This window comes from Nocardia cyriacigeorgica (assembly GCF_010858045.1).
GTDB classification, from domain to species: Bacteria; Actinomycetota; Actinomycetes; order Mycobacteriales; family Mycobacteriaceae; genus Nocardia; species Nocardia cyriacigeorgica_E.
The window spans coordinates 34,182-45,903 of sequence record NZ_JAAGVC010000019.1 but is presented as its reverse complement, the minus strand read 5'-3'; the positions used below and the strand labels follow the sequence as shown (position 1 = coordinate 45,903).

Here is an 11,722-nt window from a genome sequence, read left to right as displayed (position 1 = left end):
CCGACGTCGGCTCGCTCGTCGATCCCGGATGCCTAGCGCCCGTGCCGTAGCCGGAATATCGTGCGCGCGATCCGCAGCTGCCGCGAATTGCGTTCGAAGGTGGTGAGTTTCAGCGGCGCCCGGTATTTGGTGCGCGCGATCGCGAGCGTCCTGGTGAACTCCAGCAGGCCGAGTTCGCCGTGGCTGTGGCCTTGCCCGTATTCGCCGACCCCGCCGAACGGCAGCGCCGGAATGCCGGTGCACGCCGTCGCGGAGTTCACCGTCACCACGCCGACCCGCAGCCGCTCGGCGAAGGCCTCGACGCTGGCGACGTCTCTGGTGAACACCGAGACCGACAGCCCACTGCCCACGGCGTTCACCCGCCGCACCGCCTCGTCCATATCGGCGACCTTGTTCACCACCAGTACCGGACCGATCGCCTCGCCGCTGATGACAAGGCTCTCCTCCGGCACCTCGGCCAGCACGATCGGCTCGACGTACGGCTCACGGATCGAATCGAGCCCGCCGACCACCGCGCGTCCGCCCCTGGCCAGCGCGTCGCGCACCTGCCTGCGGACCACGTCGGTCTGCTCTTCGAGGATCATCGGCCCGTAGCAGGCGTGCCTGGCCGCGCCTGGCCGCAGCCGCCTGGCGTGCTCGATCACCAGATCGAGGAAGGGTTCGTACACCGATTCGGCGACATACGCGCGCTGGATACCGGCGGCGTTCTGGCCGGCATTGGCCATGGCGCCGAACACCGCCGCCTCGGCGGCCTCGTCGAGTTTCGCATCGACCTGCACCACCATGGCGCCTTTGCCGCTGTATTCGACCACTACCGGCGTCAGCGTCTGGGCGCACAGCTCGATCACCTTGCGGCCCTCGGCTTCCGGGCCCGCGTAGGCGATCTTGTCCACCCCGGCGCGGCACAGCGCTGCCGTGGTGGTCGCATCGCCGGTGATCGCTTGCAGCACCGGCTGATCGGGCGCGAGCTCGGCCCAGGTCTGGGCCAGCCACACCCCGACGCCGGTGGTGAGTTCGTGCGGTTTGAACACCACCGCGTTACCCGCGGCCATCGCGTAGGCGATCGAACCCATCGGCGTGAAAACGGGGTTGTGCCAGGCGCCGATCACGCCGATCACCCCGAGCGGCAGGAAACCCACCGAAGCGCGCTGATTGCGAGTGAGCCAGGTGGAATCGATGACGCGGCGGCCGAGGGTGCGCCCGGCATTGCGGGCCGCCCAGTCGAGGTTCTCGATCGCCAGCATCACTTCGATGGCGGCGTCGGCCTCGGGCTTGCCGGTTTCCTCGCGGACGAGGTCGATCAGTTCCCCTGATCGCCTGGCGATGCTGCGTTTCCAGTCCAGCAGCCATCGCTTGCGGGCACCGAAACTCAGGTGCGCCCACCACTTTTCGGCCGCACGGGCCGCGCGAACGGCACGTTTCAGCTCGCTGGAACCCTGGACGGCGTAGGTGCCGACCGTTTCCCCGGTGCGTGGGTCGTAGGACGTAAGCACGCTCGGTCGGCCCGATCCTCCCGAACGCGCCGCCAGATGTGGCTGCGCGGACTCGGCCATGCGTCCAAGACTATGGGCGCGATGACCGGGCGACAAGGTAGCGCCGCTGCCATACCGCTGCCGAATACCCGCCGTACCTGCGCCTATTCGGAGCCCGGCGGATAGTGTGAGTAAGCGCACAATCGAACGGTCCGGTCGCCGGTGCGCCCGGACCGGCCCGAATGCGAAACCCGGGCCGGTAACATCGCGCCCGGCGGTACGGATCACCATGCGGGACGTCGCTGCGTGCGCTCCGGCGACCCACCCCTGCCCGGCCGATAGTGGAGAGTTGATGCCGAGTTCGAATCATGTCGAGTCGCCCGCGAGCGAGCCCGCCGTCCAGGTCGTGGACGTGCGGAAGTCGTTCGGTGAGGTGCACGCGCTGCAAGGCATCAGTTTCACCGCCGAGAAGGCGAGTGTGCTCGGTGTGCTCGGCCCCAACGGCGCGGGCAAGACCACCACCGTCAAGATCCTGTCCACCCTGCTCCGCCCCGATTCGGGCACCGCGATCGTCGCCGGGCACGATGTGCAGAAGGATCCGGCGGGCGTGCGCCGCTCGATCATGATGACCGGCCAGTACGCCGCGCTGGACGAGAACCTGTCCGGCCGGGAGAACCTGGAGCTGTTCGGCAGGCTCATGGGCCTGAGCAAATCGGCCGCCCGTAAGCGCGCCGACACCCTGCTCGAGGAATTCGACCTGGTCAGTGCGGGCCGTCGCGCGGTGCGCAACTATTCCGGCGGTATGCGCAGGCGCGTGGACATCGCCTGCGGCCTGGTGGTGCGCCCGGAGGTGGTGTTCCTCGACGAGCCGACCACGGGCCTGGATCCGCGCAGCCGCCAGGGCGTGTGGGATCTGGTCAACGCCCTCAAGGCGCAGGGCATCACGGTCCTGCTGACCACGCAGTACCTCGAAGAGGCCGACGTGCTCAGCGACAACATCATCGTCATCGACAAGGGCACCGTCATCGCCGAGGGCACCGCCGACGAACTCAAGGAGAAGACCGGCGGCAGCTACTGCGAGGTCGTCCCGCTGGACCCGTCGGATCTGTCCACGGCGGCAGCCGCGCTCGGTGATCTGGTGCCGACGGCGGTCTCGGCCGAACTGAACGGCGCCGACCGGCTGTCGATCCCCGCGCCGGAAGGCGCCGCGACCCTGGCCGAGGCCCTGCGCAGGCTGGATTCCGCCGGCGTCGACCTGGCCGATATCGCGCTGCGCCGGCCCTCACTCGACGACGTGTTCCTCTCCATCACCGGCCATTCGGGCGGTCACTCGTGAGTGTTGCCACCACCGAGGCAGGCGGCGCCCAACTGTTCGCCGAACTGCCCGTCGCCAAGCTGTCCTCGTTCGCCCAGTGGCGCGCGCTGACCGGCCGCATCATCTGGACCATGGCCACCAAGGGGGAGTTGATCGTCGCGATCATCACCCCGCTGGTGTTCACCCTCGGCTTCTATCTGCCGCTGCGGTACGTGATGAAGTTCCAGGGCATCGATTACGCCCAGTTCGTCATGCCGATCATCGTGTTGCAGACGATGGCGTTCACCATGATGTCGAACGCTCAGCTGTCGGCGTTCGAGGCGTTGACCGGGCTCAGCACCCGGTTGCAGACCATGCCCATCGGCACACTGGTGCCGCTGTCGGCACGGATCAGTGCCGGTGTGGTGCGGTCGGTGTGCTCGTTGACCGCGGCCCTGATCTACGGCCACATCATCGGGTTCCGGTTCGAGGCCGGCTGGGGCCAGGCGATCTTGTTCTGTGTGTTCTCGCTGGCCATCAGCGTCGTGCTGTCGCTGGGCGCCGACGCCCTCGGCAGCCTGACCAAGAGCCCGGAATCGCTGAGCCAGGCGCTGACCCTGCCCACGCTGATCTTCGGCATGCTCTCCTGCGGGTTCGTGCCGGAGTCCGGGTTCCCGGAGTGGATCCGGCCGTTCGTGCGCAACCAGCCGATCTCGCAGCTGTCGTTCGCATTGCGCGATATGGCCGCCGACGGCGTGACCTGGCAGGTGCTGTGGGTGCCGCTGGTGTGGTTGATCGGCGCGGCGGTGGTCTTCGCGCCGCTGGCGGTGTGGGCGAGCGTGAGGCGGTCATGAGTTCAGTCGAGACAACCGCGGACACCGAGGTGACCGAGGCGCCGGACACCGGGTGGAACACCCCGCTGCCGACCGTGCGCGCGCGCTCGGAACGCTCGCTCGGTAATTGGTGGACCCACAGCCTGATCCAGACCAAGCGGCTGCTGCTGGTGTGGGCGCGCGATCCAGCGACCACCATCCAGACCATCCTGTACCCGGCGCTGACGCTGCTGATGTTCTGGATCGTGCTCGGCGATTCGATCACCAACGCCACCGGCAAACCCAGCGTCTACGGCACCGTCCCGATGATCACCCTGGTGGCCGCCATGGCGGGCGCGGTGGTGAGCGCGCTCGGCTTCAAGACCGAGAAGGCCACCGGACTGCTCGGCCGGTTCTGGACCATGCCGGTGCACCGGGCCGCTGGTCTGACCGGCCGGCTGTTCGCCGAGGCCATCCGGGTCCTGATCACCACGCTGTTCGTGATCGCGGTGGGCTTCTGCATCGGGTTCCGGTTCGATCAGGGGCCGGTGGCGGCGCTGGCGTTGATCGGCATTCCGGTGTTGTTCGGCGTCGGGTTCGCGGTGTTCGTCACGGCGCTGGCCACGCTCACCGAGGGCGTCATGCTGGTCAACGTCATCGGCATCATCAATACGCTGCTGATGTTCTTCAACTCCGGCTTCGTCCCGGTCTACGCCTACCCGGTGTGGTTGCAGGACGTGGTGGCGAATCAGCCGATGAGCTGCGCCATCGACGCCATGCGTGGGCTGTCCTACGGCGGTCCGGTGGCCGAACCGATGATCAAGACGCTGCTGTGGACCGTCGGCATCGTCATCGTGTTCGCGTACCCGGCGGTGCGCGGCTACCGGCGCGCCGCCGAGACGGGGGCCTGATCCTGCGGTCGGCTTCTCAGCCGATGCGCGGGGTTTCGGGGCTGGGCGCGGGCTCGTACTCGTAGCCCACCCAGCGGTTGCGGTTGGTCCAGCCGACCAGGTCGTAGCGCCAGCGGAAGGGCCAGGTGTGGGCGACGGTATTGACCAGGACGGCGCCGAGCGCGGTGTAATCGTCGTGCGCCGACAGCAGCGCCCGTTGCCCACGCGGTGAGGCGGTGAAGAAGGCCTCGAACATGGCGATGGACTGCTCGGTCGTCAGCCGGCCCAACCCCCACAGCCCGCGCATCCGCATCCAATAGACCAGCCGCGCCCGCGGCGACCACAGCGCGGCGATCGGATCACGGCCCTGTTGGATCGCCGCGACCGCCGTATCCACCAGCGCCAGCGAATCGGCGACGCTGTAGCCGGTGCACGGGTGCATCATCCCGCCGCGCGAACCGAACGGAATCACCCGGCCGGTGCCCTTCTTCGGCGGCGGCTGATCCAGCGGATAGTGCGCCGCCTCGGTCGGCTCGCTGCCGGTGAGCCGGATACCGTGCGCGGCGAGCCGGTTGAGGGTGCGTTTGCGTAGTTCGTGCTGCGGCATGCCACCGCGCAGCCCGAGGCTGGTCTCCTCGAAGATCACCGTGCCGTCACCGAGCGGGACCGAGTACAGGAACGAGGGCGGCTCGTCGTTGCTCGCGCCGTTCTCCGGCCGCCAGTCCAGCAGCAGGCCCTCGCCGTCGGTCACCATCGGCGCCGCGGTCTCGGCGTCGACGAAGATGCCGTGCGCGCTGGCGGCGCGACGCGAGCCGAGGGTGGGCAGGCCCCTGGTATCGACGACGACGTCGGCGGAGATGAGCGATCCGTCGGCCAGTTCCACCACATGCGGTTCCACCCGTACGGCACGCCCGGCGCGCACGCGCGCCGGATCCAGCGGCAGCGCCTCGCGCAGGCCGGGCTTGGACAGCACGCAGTACGGCCGTTGGATGCGGTGTTCGGTCCTGGCCCAGACGGTGGGTGCCTCGATCCGGGTCGCGATGGCGCTCTGCGGTAGCCATTCGGGCAGCTCGTCCACCCAACAGGAGTAGGTGGGCGGCCACAGCCGGTCGGGGCGGGGGTCGATCGCGGCGACGGACAAGGCGGCGGCTTCGGCGCGGTGTGCCAGCGCCCGGCCGGTCGGGCCGAGGCCGACGACGCACACGTCGACATTGTGAACCGCGCTGACTGCCATAGAGGCATTCAAACCGCACCCGAGGCGCCGACGCAACCATCGCGCGCGTGTGCCGCGATATATCGGCGGGCAAAGTGTCGGTGTTACAGAGAAATTCGAATCGGTCCGAATTCCGCTGCCACGGCCCCGGCGGCTGCCCCCATTTCTGGTGTCCCCGCAATTCCAGTCGTGAAAGTTGTTGTGCCGCAACATAGCGTTGCCTTCGGAGCATCGAGGTGTTCCACATGCAGAAGGGACATCATGAGAGGCCGATACCTCCGCCAGCTCGGGCTGCTGGCTGCCGCCGTCACCGCGACCGCGATCCTTCCCGTCTCGGCGTCCGCCGAGCCGACGGAATCCCGCGCGGCATCGTCGATTGTTTCGGTATCCGAGCGCGACGCCCGCAATGTCACCCTCACCGTGCATTCGGCGGCGATGGATCTCGATATTCCGGTCGAAGTGATGAAGGCGGCCGATACCGGCGCGCCGCGGCCGGTGCTGTATCTGCTGCTGGGCGCGGGCGGCGGCGTGGACGGCGCCAATTGGGGGACCAAGACCGATGTGCTCGACTTCCTCGCCGACAAGAACGTGCACGCGGTCTCGCCGATCGGCGGCATGTTCAGCTACTACGCCGACTGGCGCACCGATGATCCGCGGCTGGGCAAGCAGAAGTGGAAGACCTTCCTCACCAGCGAGCTGCCGCCGCTGATCGACGAATACCTCGGCAGCAACGGTCGCAACGGCATCGCGGGATTCTCCATGTCCGGTACCAGCAGTCTGGCGCTCGCGGCAACCACCGGCGATCTGTACGACGCGGCGGCCGCCTACAGCGGATGCGCGCAGATCAGCGATCCGGCCGGGCAGGAGTTCGTGCGGCTCACCATCGAAGAGTGGGGCCTGGCCGACAAGGACAACATGTACGGCCCGCCGAGCGATCCGGCCTGGGCCGCCAACGACCCCTATGTCCAGGCCGAGGGCCTGCGCGGAAAAGCGCTCTACATTTCCAGCGGAAGCGGCCTGCCGGGTATGTACGACCAATACGGCGGCAAGTATTCATTGGAAGGCCCATGGCTTTTCGCGAATCAAATCGTGCTCGGCGGCATCATCGAGGCCGCGACGAATTACTGCTCGCACAATATGCAGGACCGGCTGAATGATCTCGGAATTCCGGCCACCTACAACTTCCGGCCCGATGGCACCCATTCCTGGGGATACTGGCAGGACGCGCTGAAGGATTCCTGGCCGACGCTGGCTCCGGCCCTGGGGATATGACATGCGCATCGGAAAATCGACCCTCGGTCCGCTGGTCCGAGGAGCAGCCCGCCTCGCTGTCGTAGTGACGACCGTCGCATTCGCGGCGATCACTCTCGCCCCCTCCGGGACGGCCCAGGTCTTTCTTCCGCCGCTGGCCGGCGCCAACGATTCCGGGTGTGTGCTCGCGCCGAATCGGGAGCCGGTGCTGCTGGTGCACGGCTCCGGTACCGACATCACCCGCAGCTTCGGTGTGCTCGCGCCCGCGCTGCGCGGCGAAGGGCACTGTGTGTTCGCGGCGAATCTGGGTCAGGGCCCCGCTCTGGTCGATGCGGTCAGCGGGCACGCGGGCTCCTCGGTCGGCGTCGGCCCGGTGGGTGCGGCGCTGTCCGGTCGCCCGGTATGGGGAGTGGCCTCGATCGAGAACATGGCCGATGAGCTCGCCGATGTGGTGCGCACCGTGCGCGAACGCACCGGCGCCCCGCGCCTCGCCCTGGTGGGCCATTCCACCGGTGGCACGGTGATCCGGCAGTACCTGCGCGAACGCGGCGGTGCCGATATCGCGACCGTGGTCACGCTCGGCACTCCGTACCGGGGCACCACCTGGGACGGCCTGCGCGAGATGTATCCGGATCTCGCCTCGCTCGGGCTGGCCGACGGGCAGATCGCCACCCAGGTCTTCGGCACCCCTGGTGCGCAGCAGGCGGCGGGCTCACCCCTGCTGCACCGGCTCAACGCCGGCGGCGAGACCCTGCCAGGCATCCGCTACACCGCCATCGCGTCCCGCGCCGACACCGTGATCACTCCCACCGACACCGCGCTGCTCGCCCAGCCCGACGCCGACGACCGCAATATCTGGTTGCAGGACGGCTGCCCGGCCGACAAGGCCGATCACAGCGCCATGCTCGCCGACGCCCGCGCGATCACCGCCGTCGCCAATGCGCTTGACGGCCGCGACCGCCCGCTGCCCTGCTGAGCAGCGGCCGGCCCGGCCGCCGGGCCTGCCCTACTTCGGGGTGACCCAGGTGGTGATGTCGGCGTGCACGACCTCGAGGCCGTGCTTGTCATAGATCGACACCGGCACCATCACCTCGGTTCCTTCGACGATCGAGTCGAAATCGGGGATCTCGGGCAGCTTGGCCACCGCGCGCAACCCGGTCTCCGCCTTGGCCAGGTACTGCACGTTCATCGCCTTGGGAATCCACCGGTGGGTGGTCGGCACGGTGGCCTCGCTGAGCATGCCCATGGCGACTTCGGCCAGATTGCACGCCGCGATGGCGTGAAAGGTGCCGAGGTGGTTGTGGATGCCGAACCATTTCGGCGAGGTGACCTCGCACAATCCCGGCTCCAGCCGCACGACGTTCGGTAGCACGGTGCCGAAGAAGGGCACCCGCGCCACCATGCCGAGCGAGAACAGGGTGTGGCCCAGGCGATTGTCCGGCAACTTCTTCCAGCCGCGATAGGTCACGGTCTCTGTGGTCATGCGGCTATCTTACTCTGCGGTAAGATAGGCCGGTAGTAGGCTGCGACGATGCACGTCAGGCCGGTTTTCCCGGGCGCGGCGACCCCGATTTGATCGGGCCGGGGGGTTCGGGCATACTGTTCGGGTTGCCTTGCACCGGCCCGTGCCCGTTTCCTGAAACGGTTGGTCGGGTGGGGCAGGCAGTACCAATCGTGTACCTCACCGTTTTCGGTGTGGGTACGTCCGGGACAGTGTTCCGAGCCTGACATGGAGTGATTTCCGGGGCCGAGGAATGAGCGGGCGGGCGACACGCCCGACCGCGTGGACCGGAGAACCATGACAGATGAACAGCGGCGAAGACTGGGTGCGTCCCGGTCGTGGTCTCCCTGAGACGTCTTCGTGTGTTCGGACTGTGCCAATGAGGGTGGTACGGAAGCCCAGCTTCCGGATCACGAACGAAAGCGGAGAAAAGGACACTTAGCGTGGCGGGACAGAAGATCCGCATCAGGCTCAAGGCCTATGACCACGAGGCGATCGACGCGTCTGCGCGCAAGATCGTCGAGACGGTGACCCGCACTGGGGCCCGGGTCGTCGGGCCGGTGCCGTTGCCGACCGAGAAGAACGTGTACTGCGTCATCCGTTCGCCGCACAAGTACAAGGACTCGCGCGAGCACTTCGAGATGCGTACGCACAAGCGGCTGATCGACATCCTCGACCCGACGCCGAAGACGGTCGACGCGCTCATGCGTATCGACCTGCCGGCCAGCGTCGACGTCAACATTCAGTGACGGGGACTCGAGACATGACTGATAACAAGAACAGGCCAGCGGCCGGCATCCTGGGCACCAAGCTCGGCATGACCCAGGTGTTCGACGAGAAGAACCGCGTCGTCCCGGTGACCGTCATCAAGGCCGGACCGAACGTCGTCACCCAGATCCGCACCGAAGAGCGCGACGGCTACAGCGCCGTGCAGCTCGCCTTCGGCGCGATCGACCCGCGCAAGGTGAACAAGCCGGTCTCCGGCCAGTTCGCCAAGGCAGGCGTCACCCCGCGTCGGCACATCGCGGAGATCCGCGTCGCCGACGCCTCCTCCTTCGAGGTCGGCCAGGAGCTTTCCGCCGATGTCTTCGAAGAGGGCACCTACGTCGACGTCACCGGCACCAGCAAGGGCAAGGGCTTCGCCGGCACCATGAAGCGCCACGGCTTCCGTGGCCAGGGTGCCTCCCACGGTGCGCAGGCCGTGCACCGTCGCCCGGGTTCCATCGGTGGCTGCGCCACCCCCGGCCGCGTGTTCAAGGGCATGCGCATGTCGGGCCGCATGGGTAACGACCGCGTCACCACGCAGAACCTCTCGGTTCACAAGGTCGACGCCGAGAACGGCCTGCTGCTGATCAAGGGTGCGATCCCGGGTCGCAAGGGCGGCGTCGTGATCGTCAAGAGCGCCGTGAAGGGTGGTGCGCACGCATGAGCGCTGTGAGCACTGAGAAGAAGACCAACCTGACCCTGCCGGTCAAGGAACTGGGTGGCAAGACCAACGGCACCGTCGAACTCCCCGCGGAGATCTTCGACACCACCGCCAACATCGCGCTGATGCACCAGGTGGTCGTTGCCCAGCTCGCCGCCGCGCGTCAGGGCACGCACTCCACCAAGACCCGCGGTGAAGTCCGCGGTGGTGGCAAGAAGCCGTACCGGCAGAAGGGCACCGGCCGCGCCCGTCAGGGCTCGACCCGCGCGCCGCAGTTCGCCGGTGGTGGCACCGTGCACGGCCCGAAGCCGCGCGACTACAGCCAGCGGACCCCGAAGAAGATGATCCGCGCCGCACTGCGCGGAGCGCTGTCGGACCGCGCGCGCAACGAGCGGATCCACGTGATCAGCGAACTGGTCGCGGGCCAGACCCCGTCGACCAAGACCGCGAAGACCTTCCTGTCCGAGCTGTCGGACCGGAAGAAGTTCCTGGTCGTGCTCGGTCGTGAGGACATCGCGGCCTGGAAGAGCGTGCAGAACCTCGAGTTCGTGCACCCGATCGCGCCGGATCAGCTCAACACCTACGACGTGCTGGAAAGCGACGAAGTCGTGTTCAGCGTCGAGGCCCTGAACGCCTTCGTGCACGGGCCGGCTGAGGCGGCACAGGAGGAGAGCAAGTGACCACCATCGCCGACCCCCGCGACATCCTGCTTGCGCCGGTCATCTCGGAGAAGTCCTACGGGCTGATCGAGGAAGGTACCTACACCTTCCTTGTGCACCCGGACTCGAACAAGACGCAGATCAAGATCGCCGTCGAGAAGGTCTTCGGCGTCAAGGTCACCAGCGTCAACACCGCCAACCGTCAGGGCAAGCGCAAGCGGACCCGCTTCGGTTACGGCAAGCGCAAGAACACCAAGCGCGCGCTCGTGACCATCTCGGCCGACAGCAAGCCCATCGAGATCTTCGGAGGCCCGGTCGCGTAAGCGCCTGGGAATCCAGAAAGCAGAGAAGAACTCATGGCAATCCGTAAGTACAAGCCGACAACCCCGGGCCGCCGCGGGTCGTCTGTCTCGGACTTCGCCGAGATCACCCGGTCGACCCCCGAGAAGTCGCTGATCCGTCCGCTCACCAAGAGCGGCGGTCGTAACGCCCACGGTCGCATCACCACCCGCCACCGCGGTGGCGGTCACAAGCGGGCCTACCGTCTGATCGACTTCCGTCGGCTGGACAAGGACGGCATCCCGGCCAAGGTCGCGCACATCGAGTACGACCCCAACCGGACCGCGAACATCGCGCTGCTGCACTACCGCGACGGCGAGAAGCGCTACATCATCGCCCCCAAGGGCGTGACGCAGGGCACCCCGATCGAGTCCGGCCCCACCGCCGACATCAAGCCGGGTAACAACCTGCCGCTGCGCAACATCCCCACCGGTACCACCATCCACGCGGTGGAGCTGCGTCCCGGCGGCGGTGCCAAGCTGGCCCGCTCGGCCGGTATGAGCATCCAGCTGCTGGGTAAGGAAGGCCCCTACGCCACGCTGCGTATGCCCTCCGGTGAGATCCGCCGCGTCGACGTGCGCTGCCGCGCCACCGTCGGCGAGGTCGGCAACGCCGAGCAGTCGAACATCAACTGGGGCAAGGCCGGCCGTATGCGCTGGAAGGGACGCCGTCCCACGGTCCGTGGTGTCGTCATGAACCCGGTCGACCACCCGCACGGTGGTGGTGAGGGCAAGACCTCCGGTGGTCGCCACCCGGTCTCGCCGTGGGGTCAGCCGGAAGGCCGCACCCGCAAGCCCAACCGTCCGAGCGACAAGCTCATCGTCCGCCGCCGCAAGACCGGCAAGAAGCGCTAAGGAGGAGGTAA

General features: G+C 67.6%; 13 protein-coding genes. 10 read left to right on the top strand and 3 right to left on the bottom strand.

Features of this window, described 5'->3' with window-relative positions; genetic code table 11:
* Positions 1 to 32: 32 nt before the first annotated feature.
* On the bottom strand, positions 33 to 1,553 hold the full coding sequence (locus GV790_RS17640) for an aldehyde dehydrogenase family protein (protein ID WP_175585929.1): 1,521 nt from the start codon (positions 1,551 to 1,553) through the stop codon (positions 33 to 35).
* A gap of 271 nt (positions 1,554 to 1,824) precedes the next feature.
* Between GV790_RS17640 and GV790_RS17635 the strand changes: the two genes are divergently transcribed.
* From GV790_RS17635 to GV790_RS17625, 3 genes are read left to right on the top strand one after another with little or no spacing between them, the layout of a single operon-like run.
* Positions 1,825 to 2,808: an ATP-binding cassette domain-containing protein gene (locus GV790_RS17635; RefSeq protein ID WP_163814428.1), complete on the top strand. Its 984-nt coding sequence runs from the start codon at positions 1,825 to 1,827 to the stop codon at positions 2,806 to 2,808.
* Positions 2,805 to 3,620, top strand: a complete 816-nt coding sequence (locus tag GV790_RS17630) for an ABC transporter permease (RefSeq protein WP_163814427.1) — start codon at positions 2,805 to 2,807, stop codon at positions 3,618 to 3,620. Before GV790_RS17635 ends, GV790_RS17630 begins: the two co-directional genes overlap by 4 nt.
* Positions 3,617 to 4,489, top strand: coding sequence for an ABC transporter permease (locus tag GV790_RS17625; protein ID WP_163814426.1), 873 nt, complete (start codon positions 3,617 to 3,619; stop codon positions 4,487 to 4,489). The genes GV790_RS17630 and GV790_RS17625 overlap by 4 nt, the downstream gene beginning before the upstream one ends.
* Before the next feature lie 16 nt (positions 4,490 to 4,505).
* On the opposite strand, the gene GV790_RS17620 is transcribed toward GV790_RS17625, so the two are convergent.
* The gene (locus GV790_RS17620; protein WP_163814425.1) at positions 4,506 to 5,702 is read right to left on the bottom strand and encodes a lycopene cyclase family protein; all 1,197 of its coding nucleotides are present in this window, start codon (positions 5,700 to 5,702) and stop codon (positions 4,506 to 4,508) included.
* Positions 5,703 to 5,942: 240 nt separating this feature from the next.
* Here GV790_RS17620 and GV790_RS17615 point away from each other — a divergent pair, with 240 nt between their 5' ends.
* Together GV790_RS17615 and GV790_RS17610 are read left to right on the top strand one after the other, a co-directional pair.
* Positions 5,943 to 6,953: an alpha/beta hydrolase gene (locus tag GV790_RS17615; protein ID WP_163814424.1), complete on the top strand. Its 1,011-nt coding sequence runs from the start codon at positions 5,943 to 5,945 to the stop codon at positions 6,951 to 6,953.
* 64 nt (positions 6,954 to 7,017) lie between these two features.
* Positions 7,018 to 7,908: a lipase family alpha/beta hydrolase gene (locus GV790_RS17610; protein ID WP_163814423.1), complete on the top strand. Its 891-nt coding sequence runs from the start codon at positions 7,018 to 7,020 to the stop codon at positions 7,906 to 7,908.
* A 30-nt stretch (positions 7,909 to 7,938) separates the two neighbouring features.
* On the opposite strand, the gene GV790_RS17605 is transcribed toward GV790_RS17610, so the two are convergent.
* On the bottom strand, positions 7,939 to 8,415 hold the full coding sequence (locus GV790_RS17605) for a hotdog fold domain-containing protein (protein WP_163814422.1): 477 nt from the start codon (positions 8,413 to 8,415) through the stop codon (positions 7,939 to 7,941).
* Between the two features lie 461 nt (positions 8,416 to 8,876).
* Here GV790_RS17605 and rpsJ point away from each other — a divergent pair, with 461 nt between their 5' ends.
* The 5 genes from rpsJ to rplB are packed head-to-tail and all read left to right on the top strand — an operon-like array spanning position 8,877 to position 11,711.
* Positions 8,877 to 9,182, top strand: coding sequence for a 30S ribosomal protein S10 (gene rpsJ / locus GV790_RS17600; protein WP_003938093.1), 306 nt, complete (start codon positions 8,877 to 8,879; stop codon positions 9,180 to 9,182).
* A 14-nt stretch (positions 9,183 to 9,196) separates the two neighbouring features.
* On the top strand, positions 9,197 to 9,862 hold the full coding sequence (gene rplC / locus GV790_RS17595) for a 50S ribosomal protein L3 (RefSeq protein WP_036533181.1): 666 nt from the start codon (positions 9,197 to 9,199) through the stop codon (positions 9,860 to 9,862).
* Positions 9,859 to 10,539 carry a 50S ribosomal protein L4 gene (gene rplD, locus GV790_RS17590; protein ID WP_036533182.1) on the top strand — a complete coding sequence of 227 codons (681 nt, stop codon included), beginning with the start codon at positions 9,859 to 9,861 and terminating at the stop codon, positions 10,537 to 10,539. The genes rplC and rplD overlap by 4 nt, the downstream gene beginning before the upstream one ends.
* Positions 10,536 to 10,841, top strand: a complete 306-nt coding sequence (gene rplW, locus GV790_RS17585; RefSeq protein ID WP_011207266.1) for a 50S ribosomal protein L23 — start codon at positions 10,536 to 10,538, stop codon at positions 10,839 to 10,841. Before rplD ends, rplW begins: the two co-directional genes overlap by 4 nt.
* A gap of 33 nt (positions 10,842 to 10,874) precedes the next feature.
* Positions 10,875 to 11,711 (top strand): 50S ribosomal protein L2, encoded by an 837-nt coding sequence (gene rplB, locus GV790_RS17580; RefSeq protein ID WP_036533184.1) that lies wholly within the window; start codon positions 10,875 to 10,877, stop codon positions 11,709 to 11,711.
* Positions 11,712 to 11,722: the final 11 nt, after the last annotated feature.

Bases quoted from the DNA above. Each gene is read 5' to 3' on its own strand.
- GV790_RS17640 (WP_175585929.1), bottom strand. From the start codon at position 1,553: ATGGCCGAGTCCGCGCAGCCACATCTGGCGGCGCGTTCGGGAGGATCG.
- GV790_RS17635 (WP_163814428.1), top strand. From the start codon at position 1,825: ATGCCGAGTTCGAATCATGTCGAGTCGCCCGCGAGCGAGCCCGCCGTC.
- GV790_RS17625 (WP_163814426.1), top strand. From the start codon at position 3,617: ATGAGTTCAGTCGAGACAACCGCGGACACCGAGGTGACCGAGGCGCCG.
- GV790_RS17620 (WP_163814425.1), bottom strand. From the start codon at position 5,702: ATGGCAGTCAGCGCGGTTCACAATGTCGACGTGTGCGTCGTCGGCCTC.
- GV790_RS17615 (WP_163814424.1), top strand. From the start codon at position 5,943: ATGAGAGGCCGATACCTCCGCCAGCTCGGGCTGCTGGCTGCCGCCGTC.
- GV790_RS17605 (WP_163814422.1), bottom strand. From the start codon at position 8,415: ATGACCACAGAGACCGTGACCTATCGCGGCTGGAAGAAGTTGCCGGAC.
- rplC (WP_036533181.1), top strand. From the start codon at position 9,197: ATGACTGATAACAAGAACAGGCCAGCGGCCGGCATCCTGGGCACCAAG.
- rplD (WP_036533182.1), top strand. From the start codon at position 9,859: ATGAGCGCTGTGAGCACTGAGAAGAAGACCAACCTGACCCTGCCGGTC.
- rplB (WP_036533184.1), top strand. From the start codon at position 10,875: ATGGCAATCCGTAAGTACAAGCCGACAACCCCGGGCCGCCGCGGGTCG.